The following is a 17,778-nucleotide window of genomic DNA, read 5'->3' on the forward strand; positions in this document are numbered from 1 at the left end:
GTGTGCCGAGGGTTGAGGTTATCCCAGCATAGTCGGGTTGCCTGTGCCGGCCTCTTCGCAGCACAGGCTTACAACCCTTCCTCCACCATCTGCAGGAAGGTCGCCACCACCCGCCGCGTGCGCTGCTCGCTCAGGCACACCAGTGTCTCGGTCAGGTGCCGCTGGCAATCGACGATCGGCAATGCGCACACCCGCGCATCCGCACCAAACTCCGCCGCCGACACCACCCCCACACCAATCCCCACCACCACCGCTTCCCGCGCCGCTTCCCGGCCTTCTACCTGGATCGCCGGGCGGATCCGCAGCCCGGCTCGTTGCATTTCTTCTTCCAGGGTCTGCCGCGTCACCGACCCGGGCTCGCGCAGCACCAGCGGCGTATCGTCCAGATCCGCCAGGCTGATCGCGCCGCGGCTGGCCCAGGGGTGCTGGTGGGAGACAAACGCCACCATCGGGTCGCGGCGCAGCGGCAGGCAGTGCAGGCGCTCATCGTCCACGTCCCGCCCCAGCAGGGCCAGGTCGGCCTGGTAGCTGAACAGCCGGGCCAGCGATTCGTCGGTGTTGCCAGTCTCGATCTTTACCTGGATGCCCGGGTAGCGCTGGCAGAAGCGGGCGATCTGCGGCAGCACGTGCACTGGCGCATCCACCGCCAGCACCAGGCTGCCGGTGTGCAGCGCACGCGAATCCTGCAGTAGTTCATGGGCCTCGGCCTCGCAGGCGAACAGGCGCTGGCTGATGCCCAGCAGGCGCTCGCCAAGGTCGGTGAGCTGCACCGAACGCTTGTTGCGGTGGAACAGCAAGACGCCGAAGCGCTCCTCCAGTTTGCGCACCTGGTCCGACACCGCTGGCTGGGTCAGAAACAATTTTTCGGCAGCGCGGGTAAAGCTGCCGTGAACGGCCACGGCATGGAAGGCCTTGAGTTGTGCGTGGGAAACCGACATGACGACCTCAGTAACAAGCTGGGCTTATGTGTGAAATACGATAAATCGATTTTATTTATCTTAGCGCAACTGTTTCCATGCATGTCAGCCCGACGCTGGCACCACAAGTGCCGCCAGGGCCATGGTTCCTACACGGCGCCATCTGACCCGATGACAGCCTCGTCATCGCTGTGCGTAACACAAGAACAAGACAGGCGTTTCTTCACATTCTGCCGGCACACTTGAGCAAGAGGTCAGACTTACATGAACCAATCCCTAGCCGCGTTCAAACGCTGGCGCATCCAGATTTTCGCCATTACCTGGCTGGCCTACGCCGCCTTCTACTTCACCCGCAAGGCCTTTTCGGTGGCCAAGCTCGGCATCGGTGAAGACCCCAACTTCATGCTCGACAAGGCCGCCATGGCCAACCTCGACGCCATCTACCTGGCCGCCTACGCCGTGGGCCAGTTCACCTGGGGCATGCTCGCCGACCGCTTTGGCCCACGTGTAGTGGTGCTCGGCGGCCTGCTGATTTCTGCTGCTGCGGCGGTGGTGATGGGCAGTTACGCCACCTTCCCGATCTTCGCCACCTGCATGCTGGTGCAGGGGCTGGCGCAATCCACGGGCTGGGCCGGGTTGTGCAAGAACATCGGCAGCTTCTTCCCGGCGTCGCAGCGTGGGCGGGTGCTGGGCCTGTGGAGTTCCTGCTATGCCTTCGGCGGCCTGGTGGCCTCGCCGTTCGCCGGCTGGTGGGCCTATACCTTGGTCGGTACCTGGCACGCGGCGTTCTTCTCCAGTGCCGCGGTGGTGGCGCTGGTGGCCGTGCTGTTCTTCTTCCTGCAGCGCAACAAGCCTGAAGACGTCGGCCTGCCCGCGGTGGAGCCCGAGCCGCAGAGCATGGCCCCGGCCGGCAACCTGTGCAGCGTTTGGGCACCGCTGAAGGAGATCCTGCGCAACCGCACGGTGCTGACCCTGGGGCTGGCGTACTTCCTGTTGAAGCCGGCGCGCTACGCCATCCTGCTGTGGGGGCCGGTGATCGTCTTCGAGCAGATGCCCTCGGTGGGCAAGGTGGGGGCAGCGATCATACCGACAGCCTTCGAACTGGCCGGGCTGCTCGGCCCGATCATCATCGGCCTGGCCTCCGACAAGCTGTTCGGCGCCCGGCGCATGCCGGCCTGTGTCATCAGCCTGGTACTGCTGACCGTGGCGTTGGCGGCGTTCATGGCGGCCATGCACACCGGCAGCGTGATGCTGGTGGTGGCCCTGCTGTTCGTCATGGGCCTGACCCTGTACGGGCCGGACTCGATGATCAGCGGCGCTGCGGCCATCGACTTCGGCACCGCCAAGGCTGGCGCTACCGCAGCTGGCTTCGTCAACGGCTGCGGTTCGGTGGGGGCGGTGCTTGGCGGGCTGCTGCCGGGGTACTTCGATGGTGTCACGGTGTTCATCGTGTTCGCCGGCTGCGCGCTGTTCTCGGCACTGGTGCTGCTGCCGCACTGGAACAGCCGCCCGGCCAGCGCTGCGCAAAGCACCGACGTGGCTCCCAATACCAGCATGGCAATCAAGCCACTGCGTACCTGAAAGGAAAGCGAGCGAATGAGACCCTTCTGGCTGCAACAGGCCCTGGATTCGGCGCAAGAGGCGGTGTGCCCGCCGCTGCAAGGTGATGCCCGCTGCGATGTGTGCATCGTCGGTGGCGGCTATACCGGCCTGTGGACCGCGCTGATGCTGAAGGAGGCGGTGCCGGCCCTGGATATCGTGCTGATCGAGGCCGATATCTGCGGTGCCGGTGCAAGTGGCCGCAATGGTGGCTGTGCGTTGTCCTGGTCGGCCAAGTACTTCACCCTCGAGCGGCTGTTCGGGGTGGCCGAAGCGGTGCGCCTGGTGCGTGAGTCGGAGCGCAGCATCGCTGAGATCGGTGCGTTCTGCGCGGCCAATGGCATCGATTGCGACTACCGCCTGGACGGCACGCTGTACACCGCCACCAATGCCGCGCAGGTCGGCGCCACCGACGCGGTGATCGCCGCGCTGGAGCAAAAGGGGATCAATTCGTTTCGCCGCCTGCCGCTGCAGCAGGTGCAGCGCCTGGCGGGTTCGGCGCGGCACCTGGAAGGCTGGTTTTCGCCGGCCGCGGCCACGGTGCAGCCTGGCATGCTGGTGCGCGGCCTGCGCCGGGTGGCCTTGCAGCGTGGCGTGCGCATCCATGAGGGCAGCGCCATGACCGGCCTGGAGCACGGCGCCCAGGTGCAGGTGCGCACGGCCCATGGGACGGTGCGCGCCGACCGCGTGGTATTGGGCCTGAATGCCTGGATGGCGCGGGCTTTCCCGCAGTTCGAGCGCAGCGTGGCGATTGTTTCCAGCGACATGGTGATCACCGAACCTTGCCCCGAGCTGCTGCACCAGACCGGCCTGGACAGCGGCATCAGCGTGCTCGATTCGCGGATTTTCGTGCATTACTACCACAACACCTCCGATGGCCGGCTGATGCTCGGCAAGGGCGGCAATACCTTCGCCTATGGCGGGCGCATGCTGCCGGTGTTCGACCAGCCGTCGCCGTACCGGCCACTGCTGCATGAAAGCCTGGGTGGGTTTTTCCCGGCGCTGGCCGAGGTGCCACTGGCGGCCAGCTGGAACGGGCCGTCCGACCGCTCGGTGACCGGCTTGCCGTTCTTTGGCCGGCTGGACGGGCAGGGCAACGTGTTCTACGGCTTTGGTTACTCCGGCAGCGGCGTCGGGCCGTGCCACATGGGCGGGCAGATTCTGTCGTCGCTGGCACTGGGGCTGGACAACCCATGGACCCGTTCGCCGCTGGTCAAGGGGCCGTTGGGGCTGTTCCCGCCCGAGCCGATCCGCTACCTGGGCTCGCTGATGGTGCGCAATGCCATCCGCCGCAAGGAGCGGGCCGAGGACCGTGGGCTGCGGCCGCGCAGGCTGGATGTGCGGTTGGCGCGGTTTGCCGCGGCGGCTGGAAAGGCCGATAAAGGCTGATGAGATTTCTTGTCGAACACAGGCCGGAGGGCGTATAAACTGCACCCACTTTTGGCCGGTCGCTTCCTGAACCGGCCGCTGAAACAAGAGAGTCGACATGGGCGCACAGTGGAAAGCCAAACATAAAGAAGCCGCGGCCAACGCCAAAGGCAAGATCATGGGCAAGCTGTCCAAAGAGATCCAGATCGCTGCCAAGTCCGGCGCCGACCCGGACATGAACCCACGCCTGCGCCTGGCCATCGAGCAGGCCAAGAAGGCCTCGATGACCCGCGAGACGCTGGAGCGCGCAATCCGCAAGGGCGCGGGCCTGGACGGCGATGCCGTGCAGTACTCGGCGGTAAGCTACGAAGGTTTCGCCCCGCACCAGGTACCGCTGATCGTTGAGTGCCTGACCGACAACGTCAACCGCACCGTCGCGCAGATCCGTGTGCTGTTCCGCAAGGGCCAGCTGGGCGCCAGCGGTTCGGTGGCCTGGGACTTCAACCATGTCGGCCTGATCGAAGCCACCCCGAACGGCGACGCCGACCCGGAAATGGCGGCCATCGAAGCCGGTGCCCAGGACTTCGAGGAAGGCGACGAAGAGGGTTCGACCCTGTTCATCACCGACACCACCGACCTCGACGCGGTGCAGAAGGCCCTGCCGGAGCATGGCTTCACCGTGACCTCGGCGAAGATCGGCTACACCCCGAAGAACCCGGTGAGCGCGGCCAGCCTGAGTGCTGAAGCATTGGCCGAGGTGGAAGCGTTCCTCGAAGCCATCGACGAGAACGATGACGTGCAGAACGTGTATGTTGGTCTGACTGACTGACTGATCTGCTTCTCTGGGGCCGCTTTGCGGCCCAATCGCCGGCAAGCCAGCTCCCACAGGTACAGCACAAGCCTCGATGGTTGTGGTGACCCTGTGGGAGCTGGCTTGCCGGCGGTTGGGCCGGTCGAGCCTCTGAAAGGGAGCCTGTATGAACCCCGCTTTCGCCTCCCTCAGCCTCGCCCACCTGCGCACCCTCGACCACCTGCTGCAGCTGAAGAACCTCAGCCACGCCGCCGAGCGTCTGGGCGTCAGCCAGTCCGCCCTCAGCCGCCAGCTGGCCCATCTGCGCGAAGCCTTCGACGACCCCTTGCTGGTACGCCAGGGCCGCGGTTACGTGCTCAGCGAATACGCCGAAGCCCTGGTCGAACCCCTACGCCAGGTTCTCGAGGAGCTGCACGCCCTGCGCCAGCCCGCGGTGTTCGACCCGGCGCGTTGCGAGCGGCGCTTCTGCCTGGCCGCGTCAGACTATGTGGCCGAGCACATGCTGCCGCTGCTGGTGGCAGCGCTGGAGCGCGAAGCGCCGGGCGTATCGCTGGAATATCGAACCTGGCAGGCCGGCCAGTACACCTTGCTGGCCAGTGGCGAGATCGACCTGGCCACCACGTTGTTCGACGAGTCGCCACCCAACCTTCACGGCAGGTTGTTGGGCGAGGACCGCGCGGTATGCCTGATGCGCCACGACCACCCGCTGGCCGCCCGCGGCGCGCTCAGCCAGGCCGACTACCTGGCGCACAAGCATGTGCGTATTTCCGGTGGAGGCGACAAGGACAGCTTCATCGACCGCCACTTGCGCGCCCAGGGCCTGCAACGGCGGGTCAGCCTGGAAGTGCCGTTCTTCTCTGCCACCGTGCAGGTGATCGCCAATAGCCAGGCGCTGGCCACCGTGCCCGAACACATCGCCCGGCAGCTGTGCCGCCTGCACGACCTGGCTTGGCGGCCGCTGGGCTTCATCGACCACAGCCAGCGCTACTGGGTAGTGTGGCACCAGCGCCTGCAGGCCTCGGCCGAACATCGCTGGTTGCGCAACCGGGTGTTCGAGTTGTGGCGCCAGTCGCAGTTCGGTGTGCAGGGCGGGCATGCGGGTTTGCCATAGCAGGTATGCGCGAGGCGGGGTTATTCACTTCGGGATAGGTGCCTAGACTGGGGGCATTGCGCTGCCTGTAGCGGCCTCTTCGCGGGTAAACCCGCTCCCACAAGCGATGCAGTACCTGTGGGAGCGGGTTTTACCCGCGAAGAGGCCAGTACAGGCAGCGAACCACCCCCCAGGAGAACCCAGGTGACCCCCGAACAATTCCGCCAATACGGCCACCAACTGATCGACCTGATCGCCGACTACCGCCAATCCGTCGGTGAGCGCCCGGTCATGGCCCAGGTCGAACCCGGCTATCTCAAGGCCGCGTTGCCCGCTCAGGCCCCCCGCCAAGGCGAGCCTTTCGCCGCGATCCTCGACGATGTCAACCAGTTGGTCATGCCCGGCCTGTCCCATTGGCAGCATCCGGACTTCTACGGCTATTTCCCCTCCAACGGCACCCTGTCGTCGGTCCTCGGTGACTTCCTCAGCACTGGCCTGGGCGTGCTGGGCCTGTCGTGGCAGTCCAGCCCGGCCCTGAGCGAGCTGGAGGAAATCACTCTCGACTGGCTGCGTCAGTTGCTGGGCCTGTCTGGCCAATGGAGCGGGGTGATCCAGGACACCGCATCCACCAGCACACTGGTGGCGCTGATCTGCGCGCGGGAACGCGCCAGCGACTACGCACTGGTACGCGGCGGCCTGCAAGCCCAGCCCAGGCCGCTGATCGTCTATGTCAGCGCCCATGCCCACAGCTCGGTGGACAAGGCCGCATTGCTGGCCGGTTTCGGCCGCGACAACATCCGCCTGATCCCGACCGACGAACGCCATGCCCTGCGCCCGGAAGCACTGCAGGCGGCGATCGAGCAGGACCTGGCCGCCGGCAACCAGCCCTGCGCCGTGGTCGCGACCACCGGTACTACCGCCACCACGGCCCTCGACCCGCTGCGGCCGATCGGCGAGATCGCCCAGGCCCATGGCCTGTGGCTGCACGTGGACTCGGCCATGGCCGGCTCGGCGATGATCCTGCCGGAATGCCGCTGGATGTGGGACGGCATCGAGCTGGCCGATTCGCTGGTGGTCAACGCGCACAAATGGCTGGGCGTGGCCTTCGATTGCTCGATCTACTACGTGCGCGACCCGCAGCACCTGATCCGGGTCATGAGCACCAACCCCAGCTACCTGCAGTCGGCGGTGGATGGCGAGGTCAAGAACCTGCGTGACTGGGGTATCCCGCTGGGCCGCCGGTTCCGCGCGTTGAAGCTGTGGTTCATGCTGCGCAGCGAGGGGGTAGAGGCGTTGCAGGCACGGCTGCGGCGTGACCTGGACAATGCCCAGTGGCTGGCCGGGCAAATCGGCGCGGCGGCGGAGTGGGAGCTGCTGGCGCCGGTGCAGTTGCAGACGTTGTGCATTCGCCATCGGCCGGCGGGGCTGGAAGGGGAGGCGCTGGATGCGCATACCAAGGGGTGGGCCGAGCGGCTGAACGCGTCCGGGGATGCCTATGTGACGCCGGCGACGCTGGATGGGCGGTGGATGGTGCGGGTGTCGATTGGCGCATTGCCGACCGAGCGTGAGCATGTCGAACAGCTTTGGGCGCGCCTGCAGGAAGTGGTCAGGGGCTGAAATTGCCGGGGGCTGCAAAGCAGCCCCCGGCAATCGATCAGTGGCTCACTGCCTGAAAGCTCCCTTTACGGCTAGCCTCATACTCGGTCTTTTCCATCGGCTTGGCATCGGGGTTGCCAAGGTCATCCATCGCCAGGCGATGGGTTTCCGGGGCAATGTACGCTGCCAGGGCACACACGCAGGTGATGAAGAACGCCAGGCCACCGACCACCAGTGGGATGTTGTCCGAACCAGGCGGGGCAACCAGGGCGAACAGCGCCGGCAGCATGGCGGTCAGCATGGTGCCGATGTTCTGCGCGATGGCCATGGCCGAAACACGGTAGCGGGTGTGGAACAGCTCTGGGTAGAAGCTTGGGAACACCGCGTTGTAGCCCTGGTACACCATGCCCCACATGACGATCGACGAGGCGAACGCCAGCGGTACGTTCTGGATGCTGATCGCATACAGGTAGAGGAACGCCAGCAGGCCCGAGCCCAGGCAACCGGCGATCATGGTCGGGCGGCGGCCGATCTTGTCGGACAGGTTGCCGACAAACGGAATCACCAGCACCGCAACGATGTTGCCGACTACCGGAATCCACAGGTACACGCTCTTGTCGAAGCCGATGCCATAGGCCGGCTGTACCGCGTAGGCCGCACCGAAGATGGTGGCCACCACCGGGATCACGTTCATCAGTGCCATGAACATCACCAGCACCATGTGCTTCCAGCTGTGGCGGAAGGCCTCGCTGATCGGCGACTTGGCGACTTTGTCCTGCTTCTCTTCCTTCACGAACGCCGGGGTTTCGTGCACTTCCTTACGGATGATGAAGCCGGCAATCAGCACGATGGCGCTCATCAGGAATGGAATGCGCCAGCCCCAGTCGTTGAAGGCTTCGCTGGGCATGAAGTAGGCCAGAGGCAGGAACACCGCCGCCGCCAGCACCTGGCCAGCCTGTACGCCTTGCAGGGTGAAGCTGGCGTAGTAGCCCCTTCGACCGAATGGCGCATGTTCCATGATCATCGAACTGGCACCGGAAATTTCACCGGCCACGGCAAAGCCCTGGACCAGGCGCAGCACCACCAGCAAGGCCGGGGCGAGCAGGCCGATGTCGTGGTAGGTGGGCAGCAGGCCAACGGCCATGGTCGACAGGCCCATCAGGAACATGCACAGCAGCAGTACGTTCTTGCGGCCGCGGGTGTCACCCCAGTGGCCCAGCACGAAGGCGCCGAACGGGCGCGCCAGGTAACCCACGCCGTAGGTGGCCAGCGAGGCAATGATGGCCATTTTCGGGTCGGTGTTAGGGAAGAAGATCTGCGGGAAAATCAGCGCAGCGGCCTGGGCGTAGATGAAGAAGTCGTAGTACTCGAGTGCCGAGCCTATCCATCCACTGGCGGTCGCTTTCTTGGCTTGAGAGCTGGAGTGAGCCATCGTTGTCTCCGTTGTTATTGTTGTTAGCGCAGGTTCCGCCGGAGGTTAGCCAAGGCAGGAGGCAGTGGTCGGTGTGCCTGCGTCTGTGGTTCATGTTGACCACGGGCCAGCGGACTGGCAATTCGCTAAAACGGGTATTGTGCGATAATCGAACGCAAAACTAACCATTCCGTACAAAGAGATTGAAGCGACGACTTTACCTGCGAATAATCGATCGTGCCAGGAACTGTGGTTCTGATTTTCCAGGTCTGGCCCAATCGCCGGCAAGCCAGCTCCCACAAGGTATGCGCCAATCCTGTGGGAGCTGGCTTGCCGGCGATTGGGCCGGTACAGGCAGCCCTGGCCTCAACCCTCTAACAACAAGGAACTCCCGCCATGCAGCGTTCGATCGCTACCGTGTCCTTGAGCGGCACCCTGCCGGAAAAGCTCGAAGCCATCGCCGCCGCCGGTTTTGACGGCGTCGAGATCTTCGAAAACGACCTGCTCTATTACGCCGGCAGCCCGCGCCAGGTACGGCAGATGTGTGCCGACCTGGGTATTGCCATCACCCTGTTCCAGCCGTTCCGCGATTTCGAGGGCTGCCGCCGCGACCGCCTGCAGAAGAACCTCGACCGCGCCGAGCGCAAGTTCGACCTGATGCAGGAACTGGGCACCGACCTGGTGCTGGTGTGCAGCAACGTCCAGGCCGATGCCCTTGGCGAAGAACAACTGCTGGTCGACGACCTGCGCCTGCTGGCCGAGCACGCTGGCAAACGCGGCCTGCGCATTGGCTACGAAGCCCTGGCGTGGGGCCGCCACGTCAACACCTACCAGCAAGTCTGGAACCTGGTGCGCCAGGCCGACCACCCTGCCCTCGGGGTGATCCTCGACAGCTTCCACACCTTGTCGCTCAAGGGCGACCCGAGCGCGATCCGCGACATCCCCGGCGACAAGATCTTCTTCGTGCAAATGGCCGACGCGCCGATCCTGGCCATGGATGTGCTGGAGTGGAGCCGCCACTTCCGCTGCTTCCCGGGGCAGGGCGAGATGGACATGGCCGGTTTCCTGGCGCCAATCCTTGCCACCGGCTACCGCGGGCCGCTGTCGCTGGAAATCTTCAACGACGGCTTCCGCGCCGCGCCGCCCCGGCAGAACGCCGCCGATGGCCTGCGTTCGCTGCTGTACCTCGAAGAGCACACCCGCCTGCGCCTGGAGCAGGAAGGCACCTCGATCGAGCCTGGTGTGCTGTTCACCCCGCCGGCGGCCAGTGCCTATGACGGCGTGGAGTTCCTCGAATTCGCGGTCGACGAAGCCGTCGGCGCGCGCCTGGGCAGCTGGCTGAAGCGCCTGGGCTTTGCCGAAGCCGGCAAGCACCGCAGCAAAGAAGTGCAGCTGCTGCGCCAGGGCGATATCAACATTGTGCTGAACGCCGAACCCTATTCCTTCGGCCACAACTTCTTCGAGGCCCACGGGCCGTCGCTGTGCGCCACCGCGCTGCGGGTCAAGGACCAGCAAGCCGCCCTGAAGCGCGCCACCGCCTTCCGTGGCCAGCCGTTCCGTGGCCTGGTCGGGCCCAACGAGTGCGAAGTGCCGGCGGTACGTGCACCGGATGGCAGCCTGCTGTACCTGGTGGAGCAGGGCACTGCCGGCCAGACCCTGTACGACACCGACTTCAGCCTGGACAAGAACGCCACGGCCACCGGCGGCCTGCGCCGCATCGACCACATGGCCCTGGCCCTGCCGGCCGAGTCGCTGGACAGCTGGGTGCTGTTCTACAAGAGCCTGTTCGATTTCGCCGCCGACGACGAAGTGGTGCTGCCGGACCCTTACGGCCTGGTCAAGAGCCGCGCCCTGCGTAGCCAGTGCGGCACCCTGCGCCTGCCGCTGAACATCTCGGAAAACCGCAACACCGCCATCGCCCATGCGTTGTCCAGTTATCGCGGTTCGGGGGTGCATCACATCGCCTTCGATTGCGACGACATCTTCCGCGAAGTGGCGCGGGCCAAACTGGCTGGGGTACCGCTGCTGGAAATCCCGCTGAACTACTACGACGACCTGGCGGCGCGTTTCGATTTCGATGACGAGTTCCTCAGTGAACTGGCCTACTACAACGTGCTGTACGACCGCGATGCCCAGGGCGGCGAGCTGTTCCACGTGTACACCGAGCCGTTCGAAGAGCGTTTCTTCTTCGAGATCATCCAGCGCAAGGGGGGGTATGCCGGTTACGGTGCGGCCAACGTCGCGGTGCGCCTGGCGGCGATGGCCAAGGCCCGCAGCGGGGCGGCGCGCAAGCCGGTCCTGTAGTTGCTTGCCTGTATCGGCCTCATCGCCGGCAAGCCAGCTACCACAGGATCACCGCGGCCCGATGGGCTTTTGCAGCCCCTGTGGGAGCTGGCTTGCCGGCGATGAGGCCGGTAAAGCCACTGCCGATCAGCGCCCCTCGGCCACCAACAGCAGCGACTGTGGCAGCGCACTCTGCGGGTGCTGTGGCTCCTGCAGGCTGGCCAGCCGCAACCCCGCCATGTCCAGCGCGCTCAGCCAGCTGGCCAGGGTACGGAAGTACCACGGCATCACCTGCCAATCCCCGGCGAACCCGGCAAACGATTCCTCCCGCCAGCCATCCTGGTAATCCCCATCCGCCACGCCCCACGGGTGCAGGGTCTGGATCACCAGCGCACCGCCGGGCGCCAGCAATGCATTCATCGCGGCCAGCAGCGGGATGATGTCCTGCTGCAACAGGGCGAAGTTGGCACAGATCAGGTCATAGTCCTTGCCAACATAGGCCTGCCCGGCGGCCAGCTGTGCATAGCTGGCCAGGTGTACCTCGGCGGAACCGGCAGCACGCGCGGCATCCACCAGCGCCCGGTCTCCATCCACACCTACCGCCTCGACACCCCGGTCAGCCAGCGCGCGCAGCAGCCAGCCTTCACCACAGCCCAGGTCGAGCACCCGTTCGGGCTGGCGACCAAGAATGGCCAGCAGGATGGCCTGGTCGGTGACCTGGCGACGGCTCTCGATACTGCCGCTGCGCACGGCATCGATCCAGGCCTGAGCGTTGTACTGCCAGCTGTCGAGCAAGGCGTCTTCAGGATTGCGCATGGTCATCTCCGTTGTGCTCGATTTCGCCAGCGGCCGCCAGAGCACTCAGCCGGCCGCAGCGCGCTGTCGCTTGATCCGGTACATATCGCCATCAGCATGGCGCAGCAGCATGTCGGCATCGTTGCCGTCATCGGGGAAACGGGCTACGCCAATGCTGCAGGATGGCGCATCGATGCCGGCAAACTCGGCGCCAAGTGGCTCGGCCATGGCGGCCAGGATGCGTGCCAGCTGCTCGGCGATGGCCTCTGGCGACACGTAGTCGGTCAACAGCACGGTGAACTCGTCACCGCCCATCCGCGCCACTGTATCGGTCGCGCCTACGCAGCCTTCCAGGCGCCGGGCCAGGGTGCACAACACGCGGTCACCCACGCTGTGGCCATGGTTGTCGTTGATGTCCTTGAAGTCATTGATATCGATGAACAGCAACGCCAGCGGCTGGTTGTGATGCCGGGCCGCGGCAAGGGCGGTGTCCAGCCGCTCGTTGAACATGGCCCGGTTGGCCAGGCGGGTGAGGGGGTCATGGTGGGCCAGGAAGCGCAGTTCCTCCTCGGCCTGGTGTTGGGCGGTGACATCCCGCGCCACACCGATGCGGGCATCGGCCTCATCGGACCAGCAGGCTGCCCACAGGATGTGCACGATACCGCCATCCTTGCGGATGTAGCGGTTGCGGAAGTCGTAATGGGATTGGCCGTTCATCACCCGGAGAATCGATGCACGGGTGATCGCCAGGTCGTCAGGGTGCATGTAGTCGGTGATCGGGGTGCCGATCAATTCGCAGGCCCGGTAGCCCAGCAGCGCCTCGCAGGCATCGCTGACGAAAACGATCTGGTTGTCCCTGTCGACCACGAACACCGTGTCCAGCATCAGGTGGATCAGCCTGGGGTATAACGCTTGCAAGTCTACGGGCATGGGGCAGGGCGTCCGCGGCAGGGTGACCGATCATAGCCTGAAATGGAAGAAAATGCGGCAGGTGCCGCATACCCTGCAGAGCGGGTATGCCCGCTGCCGCTGGGCTGCCGATAGTCAGTTGCTTACCACCAGTTCCGGCCCGAGGTAATCGTTGATCTGCTGGATATCGTCATCCCCCAGGCTGCCCACCGACGATGCCAGGCGCAGCCGCGACATCAGGTAGTTCAGCTTCGCCTCGAACAGGTCATGCCGGGCGTCAAACAGCAATTCCTCGGCATTGAGCACATCCGAGTTGGTACTGGTGCCGCCTTCCCTGAACCCCTTGCGGGCCGAAAGCAGCGAGCGTTCGTTGGATGCCACGGCCTTTTCCAGCGCCTGAATGCGCAAGGCGCCACTCTGCACGCCGCGGTACTCGCGGGTGGTGCCAGAGATCACTTCCTCGCGTGTGGCGTCCAGTTCATCCAGGGCCTTGGAACTGTTGGCGCTGGCCTGGCGGGTGAGGGCGCTGGTGCTGCCGCCGCTGTACAGCGGAATGTTCAGCTCCAGCCCGATCGAGCTGTAGTGGTTGCGCTGGTTCAGTTCGGAAATCGACTGGCTGCTGCCGGCGGTATAGCCCGCCACGAAATCCAGGGTCGGCCAGTGCCCGGCGCGGGCGCGTTTCACTTCTTCTTCGGCCAGCTCGTAATTGTGCCGGCGCGCATGAATCAACGGGCTGTCGGCCTGGGCCTTGACCAGCCAGTCCTGCAGGTTGCCCGGCATCAGCGGCGGGGTGCTGAAGCCCGGCTGCAAGGTGGTCAGCGACTCCGGCGTTTCACCGATGTACTCTTCCAGCTTTCGGCGGGCGTTGACCAGGTTGTCCTGGGCCTCGATCAGGTCTGCCTCGGCCAGGTCGCGACGGGCTACCGACTCGTCGATGTCGGTGATGGTGCCGGCACCCAGCTCCATGCGCCGCTTGGCCGACGCCAACTGCTCTTCGAAGGCATTCAGCTTGGCCTTGGCCAGGGTGATGGTTTCACTGGCCAGCAGCACGTCGAAGTAGGCGTCTGCCAGACGCACCGCAGCGTCCTGGCTCTTGGCATCGAACACCGCCACGCTGTAGTCGGCACGTTGCTGGCCCTGACGGTATTCGGCCATCTTCTGCTTGTTGAACAGCGGTTGGCGCAAACGCACGTTGGCGCCCTTGGAGTCATAGTCCAGGTCGCTGTCCCGGCCATTCTGACGCTGGCTGCCATTGACCTTGTTAAAGTAGCCCGCTGCGTTGATCTGCGGTAGCAGGCCGGCCTGGCCGATGGCGCGGTTCTCGCTGCCGGCTTCTTTCTCGTGCACCGCGGCGCGGTAGATCGGGCCTTGGTACTGCAGCAAGTCCCAGGCTTGCTTCAGGTCCATGGCACTGGCCTGTACGGACAACCCCAACAGGCACAACATCAGGCACGGGCGATTCATGTCATTGCTCCTTGAACGAGGCGTCCACGCGTTCGAGCATCGGCTTGAGCAGGTAGCTGAGCAGGTTGCGCTCGCCGGTCTTGATGGTGACGGTGGCCGGCATGCCGGGGCGGATGTGGTTGCTGCCCAGCAAGCCCATGCCGTCCTGCGTCACTTCCACCTGGGCCAGGTAGTACGGCTGCTTGCTTTCTTCGTCCATCAGGCGGTCGGCTGAGATCGTCTTGACCCGCCCCGGGATGTTTGGCGTCTGCGCATGGTTGAAGGCGGGGAAGGCCAGGTCCACGTCCAGGCCCGGCACCATCTTGTCGATGGCCTGCACCGGGATCATCGCGTCCACCTGCAACGGCTGGTCGAGCGGCACCACCTCCATGATCTTTGCCCCAGGCTGGATGATGCCGCCGACCGTGGCGATGCTCAGGGCCTGGACCATGCCGTCGATCGGCGAGCGGATCACCGTGTGGGTCACTTCATAGTCCAGCGCGCGCAGGCGATCGGCCAGGGTGGTGTTCTCCTTGGCGGTATCGGTCAGTTGCGATTCCACTTCTTTGAGGTAGTCGTGCTGGCGTTGCAGGATGCGCAGCTTGATCTCGGTGGCCTGGCTGCGCGTCCGCGCAATGTTGTTGAGGTTTTCGGCCTGGCCGGCGGACAGGTCGGCATTGTTGCGCTCAAGCTCCAGCAGGCGGTTGCGTGGCACATAGCCTTCGGCGGCCAGCACGCGTGTGCCTTGCAGTTCCTGGTTGAGGAAGCCGATCTGCGAGGCGCGGGCGCCATACACCTGCTGCAGCCCTTTGAGCTGCACCGCCGTGGCAGCAAGGTTTTCCTCGAGGATGCTCAGTTCACCGGCCAGGCCAGCGCGGCGTGTATCCAGCAGGCGCTGTTGCAGGTCCATGGCGGCCAGCAGGCGCGGGTCGCCTTCGTATTGCTTGAGCAGTGCAGGGTCGAAGGTGACTGTGTCGCGGCCATCGCGTTCGGCTTCCAGGCGGTTTTGCACGGTCTTGCTGACGATGTACTGGGCACTGACCGCGCCCTGTTCGGCCACCGCGCGCAGGGCGTCCAGGCGTACCACTTCCTGGCCTTTCCTCACCACATCGCCTTCGCGCACCAGGATCGCCTCGACCGTGCCGCCGGTCAGGTGCTGCACCGCCTTGCGGTTGCTGGTGACCTTGACCGTGCCAGTGGCGACCACGCCGGCGTCCAGCGGCGCCAGGCACGACCACAGCAGGAAGCCGCCAAAGCCGGCGATGACCAGCCATACCCCCCAGCGTGCCGGCCGCCCTGCGTCCAGGTCGATCAGGTTGCGGGCCTCGGCAGGAATCAATTCGGCGTGTTGGGTCATCTGCATGATTCGGTCACTCCCGTACTTTTACCGAGGCCAGCGGCGCTGCGGTCGCCGCCGGGATCACGCTGGCCTTGCGCAGCGCCGCGAACACCTCGTCGCGGCTGCCGAGCATGTGCACGGCGCCGTCACGCAACATCAGCACCTTGTCGACCGCACATAGCACATTGGGCCGGTGGGAAATGAGGATTACCGTGGCCCCGCGCGCCTTGAGTTCGGCCAACGCATCGACCAGGGCCTTTTCGCCGACGTCATCCAGGTTGGCATTGGGCTCGTCCAGCACTACCAGGTTCGGCTCACCATACAGCGCACGGGCCAGGGCGATGCGTTGCTTCTGGCCACCGGACAGCGGGCTGCCGTCGGCTGCCAGGCGGGTGTCGTAGCCCTGCGGGAAGCGCAGGATCATGTCGTGCACGCCGCTGCTACGGGCCGCACGGATCACCGCTTCGCTGTCCACTTCGGCGAAGCGTGCGATGTTCTCGGCGATGGTGCCCTCGAACAACTCCACGTCCTGGGGCAGGTAGCCCAGCCACGGGCCGAGTTCGGCCTTGTTCCAGGTGAAGATGTCGGCGCCGTCCAGGCGCACCTTGCCGGCCTGGGTCGGCCACACGCCTACCAGCAGGCGGGCGAGGGTGGACTTGCCCGAGGCCGAAGGGCCGATGATGCCCAGGCTTTCACCCGGGACCAGGCTGAAGCTGACCCCGCGCACGATGTTGTTGCTGGTGCCGGGGGCGCCGGCGATCACGTTTTCCACGGCCAGCATGCCCATAGGCCGCTGCAGCGACATGCTCGGTGGCCGCTGCGGGTAGTCGTGCAGCAGGTCGTTTAGCCGGCCCCAGGCAGAACGGCAGCCCAGCAGCTGCTTCCATGCGGCGATCACCTGTTCCACCGGGGCCAGGGCGCGGCCGGTGAGGATCGAGCAGGCGATCATCATGCCGGGGGTGATCTTGCCTTCGATGGCCAGCAGTGCGCCGGCACCGAGGATTACCGATTGCAAGGTGATGCGCACGAAGCGCCCGGTGCTGCTGATCACCGCGGCGCGGTCGGAGGCCAGTGTCTGCATCTGCAGGATGCGCAAGTGCCCCTGGTACCAGCGCTTGCCAATCGCCGGCAGCATGCCCATGGCTTCGATCACTTCGGCGTTGCGCAGGTTGTTGTTGGCATAGCTGGCCGAGGCCAGGGCCGCCTGGTTGGCTTCGGCCAAGGGTTTTTGCGTGGCCTTCTCGGTGAGGTAGGCCAGGCCTACCAGGATCAGCGAGCCGATCAGCGTTACCAGCCCCAGCAGCGGGTGGATCAGGTAGCAGACCAGCAGGTAGATCGGTGTCCAGGGGGCATCGAAAAAGGCAAACAGACCGTTGCCGGTCAGAAACTGGCGCACCTGCGCAAGGTCCTGCAGGGCCTGGGCCGGGTTGCCGCCGGCGCGGCTCAGGTTGCGTTCGAAGGCAGCGCTGAAGATGCGTCGGTTCAGGTCCATGTCGAGGAAGTTGCCGACCCGGATCAGAACGCGGGTGCGGACCATCTCCAGGGCCGACATCAGCATGAACAAGCCGATCACCAGCAGGGTGAGCATGGTCAGGGTGGTGACGTTGCGGCTGACCAGGGCGCGGTCATACACCTGCAACATATAAATTGCTGGCGTCAACATCATGACGTTTATCACGCCGCTGAAGGCGGCCAGGGTAAAAAAGCTGCGGCGCAGGCGGAACAGCACATCGGCCAGCTCTGAGCGAGTGCGTGGTGGCTTGTGCATCGGGGCCTCCCTTTTATCGCAAATCGGGAAGCCCTTGCGGCGCCCCGTACAGCGGTAGTTGTGGCTTCTGGTCGGCTCGCAGGCGGGTCGCTCTAAGGGCGAATGGTCCAAAACGCTGCGCTGCTCCCACATGCTGGAGCGTAGGTTGCAGCTGAGTGGCCGGTAATATCGTTTCGCTCTATAAAATCTCTGAACTTTTCATAAGTGCCAAAAAAACAGCTAGTTGCATCGCATTATCATCGAGCGATGATTTTTTTGACGGGATATTGACAATGTTTTGCCCTACGACTTTAGTCTGAAGTATTCGGGCCCTGTGCGAGCTGGGGTCGATGCATGTGCGTTACAGCTGTATCGCATGCTTAACAAGGCCCCCCTGACAGCGGTGCCGGCTTGCGAATGATTAGGCCAGTGGGAGCCAGCACAAGAGTGTTGTGCCCACTGCACCTGTA

12 protein-coding genes and 1 pseudogene are annotated in these 17,778 nt (G+C 64.8%); 6 read left to right on the forward strand and 7 right to left on the reverse strand.

All coding sequences use genetic code 11. From position 1 onward, the window contains the following. Positions 1-68: 68 nt before the first annotated feature. On the reverse strand, positions 69-938 hold the full coding sequence (locus V3314_RS13775) for a LysR substrate-binding domain-containing protein (protein WP_013972053.1): 870 nt from the start codon (positions 936-938) through the stop codon (positions 69-71). A 243-nt stretch (positions 939-1,181) separates the two neighbouring features. Here V3314_RS13775 and V3314_RS13780 point away from each other — a divergent pair. The 5 genes and pseudogenes from V3314_RS13780 to V3314_RS13800 all read left to right on the forward strand — a co-directional run. After that, positions 1,182-2,429, forward strand: a pseudogene (locus V3314_RS13780) (MFS transporter); the annotation flags it as partial. Positions 2,430-2,513: 84 nt separating this feature from the next. Beyond that, complete coding sequence (locus V3314_RS13785) at positions 2,514-3,905, forward strand: FAD-dependent oxidoreductase (protein WP_338459111.1); 1,392 nt, start codon at positions 2,514-2,516, stop codon at positions 3,903-3,905. 97 nt (positions 3,906-4,002) lie between these two features. Beyond that, positions 4,003-4,713: a YebC/PmpR family DNA-binding transcriptional regulator gene (locus tag V3314_RS13790; protein WP_013972055.1), complete on the forward strand. Its 711-nt coding sequence runs from the start codon at positions 4,003-4,005 to the stop codon at positions 4,711-4,713. Between the two features lie 148 nt (positions 4,714-4,861). Beyond that, a complete protein-coding gene (locus tag V3314_RS13795) occupies positions 4,862-5,806 on the forward strand; it encodes a LysR family transcriptional regulator (protein ID WP_046614006.1) in 945 nt (314 codons plus the stop codon). A gap of 183 nt (positions 5,807-5,989) precedes the next feature. Then, on the forward strand, positions 5,990-7,402 hold the full coding sequence (locus tag V3314_RS13800) for a DOPA decarboxylase (RefSeq protein WP_108481370.1): 1,413 nt from the start codon (positions 5,990-5,992) through the stop codon (positions 7,400-7,402). Positions 7,403-7,439: 37 nt separating this feature from the next. On the opposite strand, the gene V3314_RS13805 is transcribed toward V3314_RS13800, so the two are convergent. After that, positions 7,440-8,813, reverse strand: a complete 1,374-nt coding sequence (locus tag V3314_RS13805; protein WP_046614004.1) for an MFS transporter — start codon at positions 8,811-8,813, stop codon at positions 7,440-7,442. A gap of 375 nt (positions 8,814-9,188) precedes the next feature. On the opposite strand from V3314_RS13805, the gene quiC reads away from it, so the two are divergent. Beyond that, complete coding sequence (quiC, locus tag V3314_RS13810) at positions 9,189-11,096, forward strand: 3-dehydroshikimate dehydratase QuiC (RefSeq protein ID WP_046614003.1); 1,908 nt, start codon at positions 9,189-9,191, stop codon at positions 11,094-11,096. Between the two features lie 126 nt (positions 11,097-11,222). Here quiC and V3314_RS13815 read toward each other — a convergent pair whose 3' ends face one another. The 5 genes from V3314_RS13815 to V3314_RS13835 form a co-directional block, all read right to left on the reverse strand. Beyond that, positions 11,223-11,891, reverse strand: a complete 669-nt coding sequence (locus tag V3314_RS13815; protein ID WP_046614002.1) for a class I SAM-dependent methyltransferase — start codon at positions 11,889-11,891, stop codon at positions 11,223-11,225. 45 nt (positions 11,892-11,936) lie between these two features. Beyond that, positions 11,937-12,800: a sensor domain-containing diguanylate cyclase gene (locus V3314_RS13820; protein WP_046614001.1), complete on the reverse strand. Its 864-nt coding sequence runs from the start codon at positions 12,798-12,800 to the stop codon at positions 11,937-11,939. 114 nt (positions 12,801-12,914) lie between these two features. Continuing rightward, on the reverse strand, positions 12,915-14,243 hold the full coding sequence (locus V3314_RS13825) for a TolC family outer membrane protein (protein ID WP_046614000.1): 1,329 nt from the start codon (positions 14,241-14,243) through the stop codon (positions 12,915-12,917). A gap of 1 nt (position 14,244) precedes the next feature. Beyond that, a complete protein-coding gene (locus V3314_RS13830; protein WP_338459114.1) occupies positions 14,245-15,585 on the reverse strand; it encodes an HlyD family type I secretion periplasmic adaptor subunit in 1,341 nt (446 codons plus the stop codon). 7 nt (positions 15,586-15,592) lie between these two features. After that, positions 15,593-17,329 (reverse strand): type I secretion system permease/ATPase, encoded by a 1,737-nt coding sequence (locus V3314_RS13835; protein WP_085601330.1) that lies wholly within the window; start codon positions 17,327-17,329, stop codon positions 15,593-15,595. Positions 17,330-17,778 lie beyond the last annotated feature (449 nt).

Source organism: Pseudomonas sp. TE3-3-F2023, from assembly GCF_036784815.1.
In the GTDB taxonomy this organism is placed as follows: domain Bacteria; phylum Pseudomonadota; class Gammaproteobacteria; order Pseudomonadales; family Pseudomonadaceae; genus Aquipseudomonas; species Aquipseudomonas pudica.

Excerpts from the sequence above, each read along its gene's own strand:
- V3314_RS13825 (WP_046614000.1), bottom strand. The coding sequence starts at position 14,243 with ATGAATCGCCCGTGCCTGATGTTGTGCCTGTTGGGGTTGTCCGTACAG.
- V3314_RS13830 (WP_338459114.1), bottom strand. The coding sequence starts at position 15,585 with ATGCAGATGACCCAACACGCCGAATTGATTCCTGCCGAGGCCCGCAAC.
- V3314_RS13785 (WP_338459111.1), top strand. The coding sequence starts at position 2,514 with ATGAGACCCTTCTGGCTGCAACAGGCCCTGGATTCGGCGCAAGAGGCG.
- V3314_RS13805 (WP_046614004.1), bottom strand. The coding sequence starts at position 8,813 with ATGGCTCACTCCAGCTCTCAAGCCAAGAAAGCGACCGCCAGTGGATGG.
- quiC (WP_046614003.1), top strand. The coding sequence starts at position 9,189 with ATGCAGCGTTCGATCGCTACCGTGTCCTTGAGCGGCACCCTGCCGGAA.
- V3314_RS13835 (WP_085601330.1), bottom strand. The coding sequence starts at position 17,329 with ATGCACAAGCCACCACGCACTCGCTCAGAGCTGGCCGATGTGCTGTTC.
- V3314_RS13815 (WP_046614002.1), bottom strand. The coding sequence starts at position 11,891 with ATGCGCAATCCTGAAGACGCCTTGCTCGACAGCTGGCAGTACAACGCT.
- V3314_RS13795 (WP_046614006.1), top strand. The coding sequence starts at position 4,862 with ATGAACCCCGCTTTCGCCTCCCTCAGCCTCGCCCACCTGCGCACCCTC.
- V3314_RS13820 (WP_046614001.1), bottom strand. The coding sequence starts at position 12,800 with ATGCCCGTAGACTTGCAAGCGTTATACCCCAGGCTGATCCACCTGATG.
- V3314_RS13775 (WP_013972053.1), bottom strand. The coding sequence starts at position 938 with ATGTCGGTTTCCCACGCACAACTCAAGGCCTTCCATGCCGTGGCCGTT.
- V3314_RS13790 (WP_013972055.1), top strand. The coding sequence starts at position 4,003 with ATGGGCGCACAGTGGAAAGCCAAACATAAAGAAGCCGCGGCCAACGCC.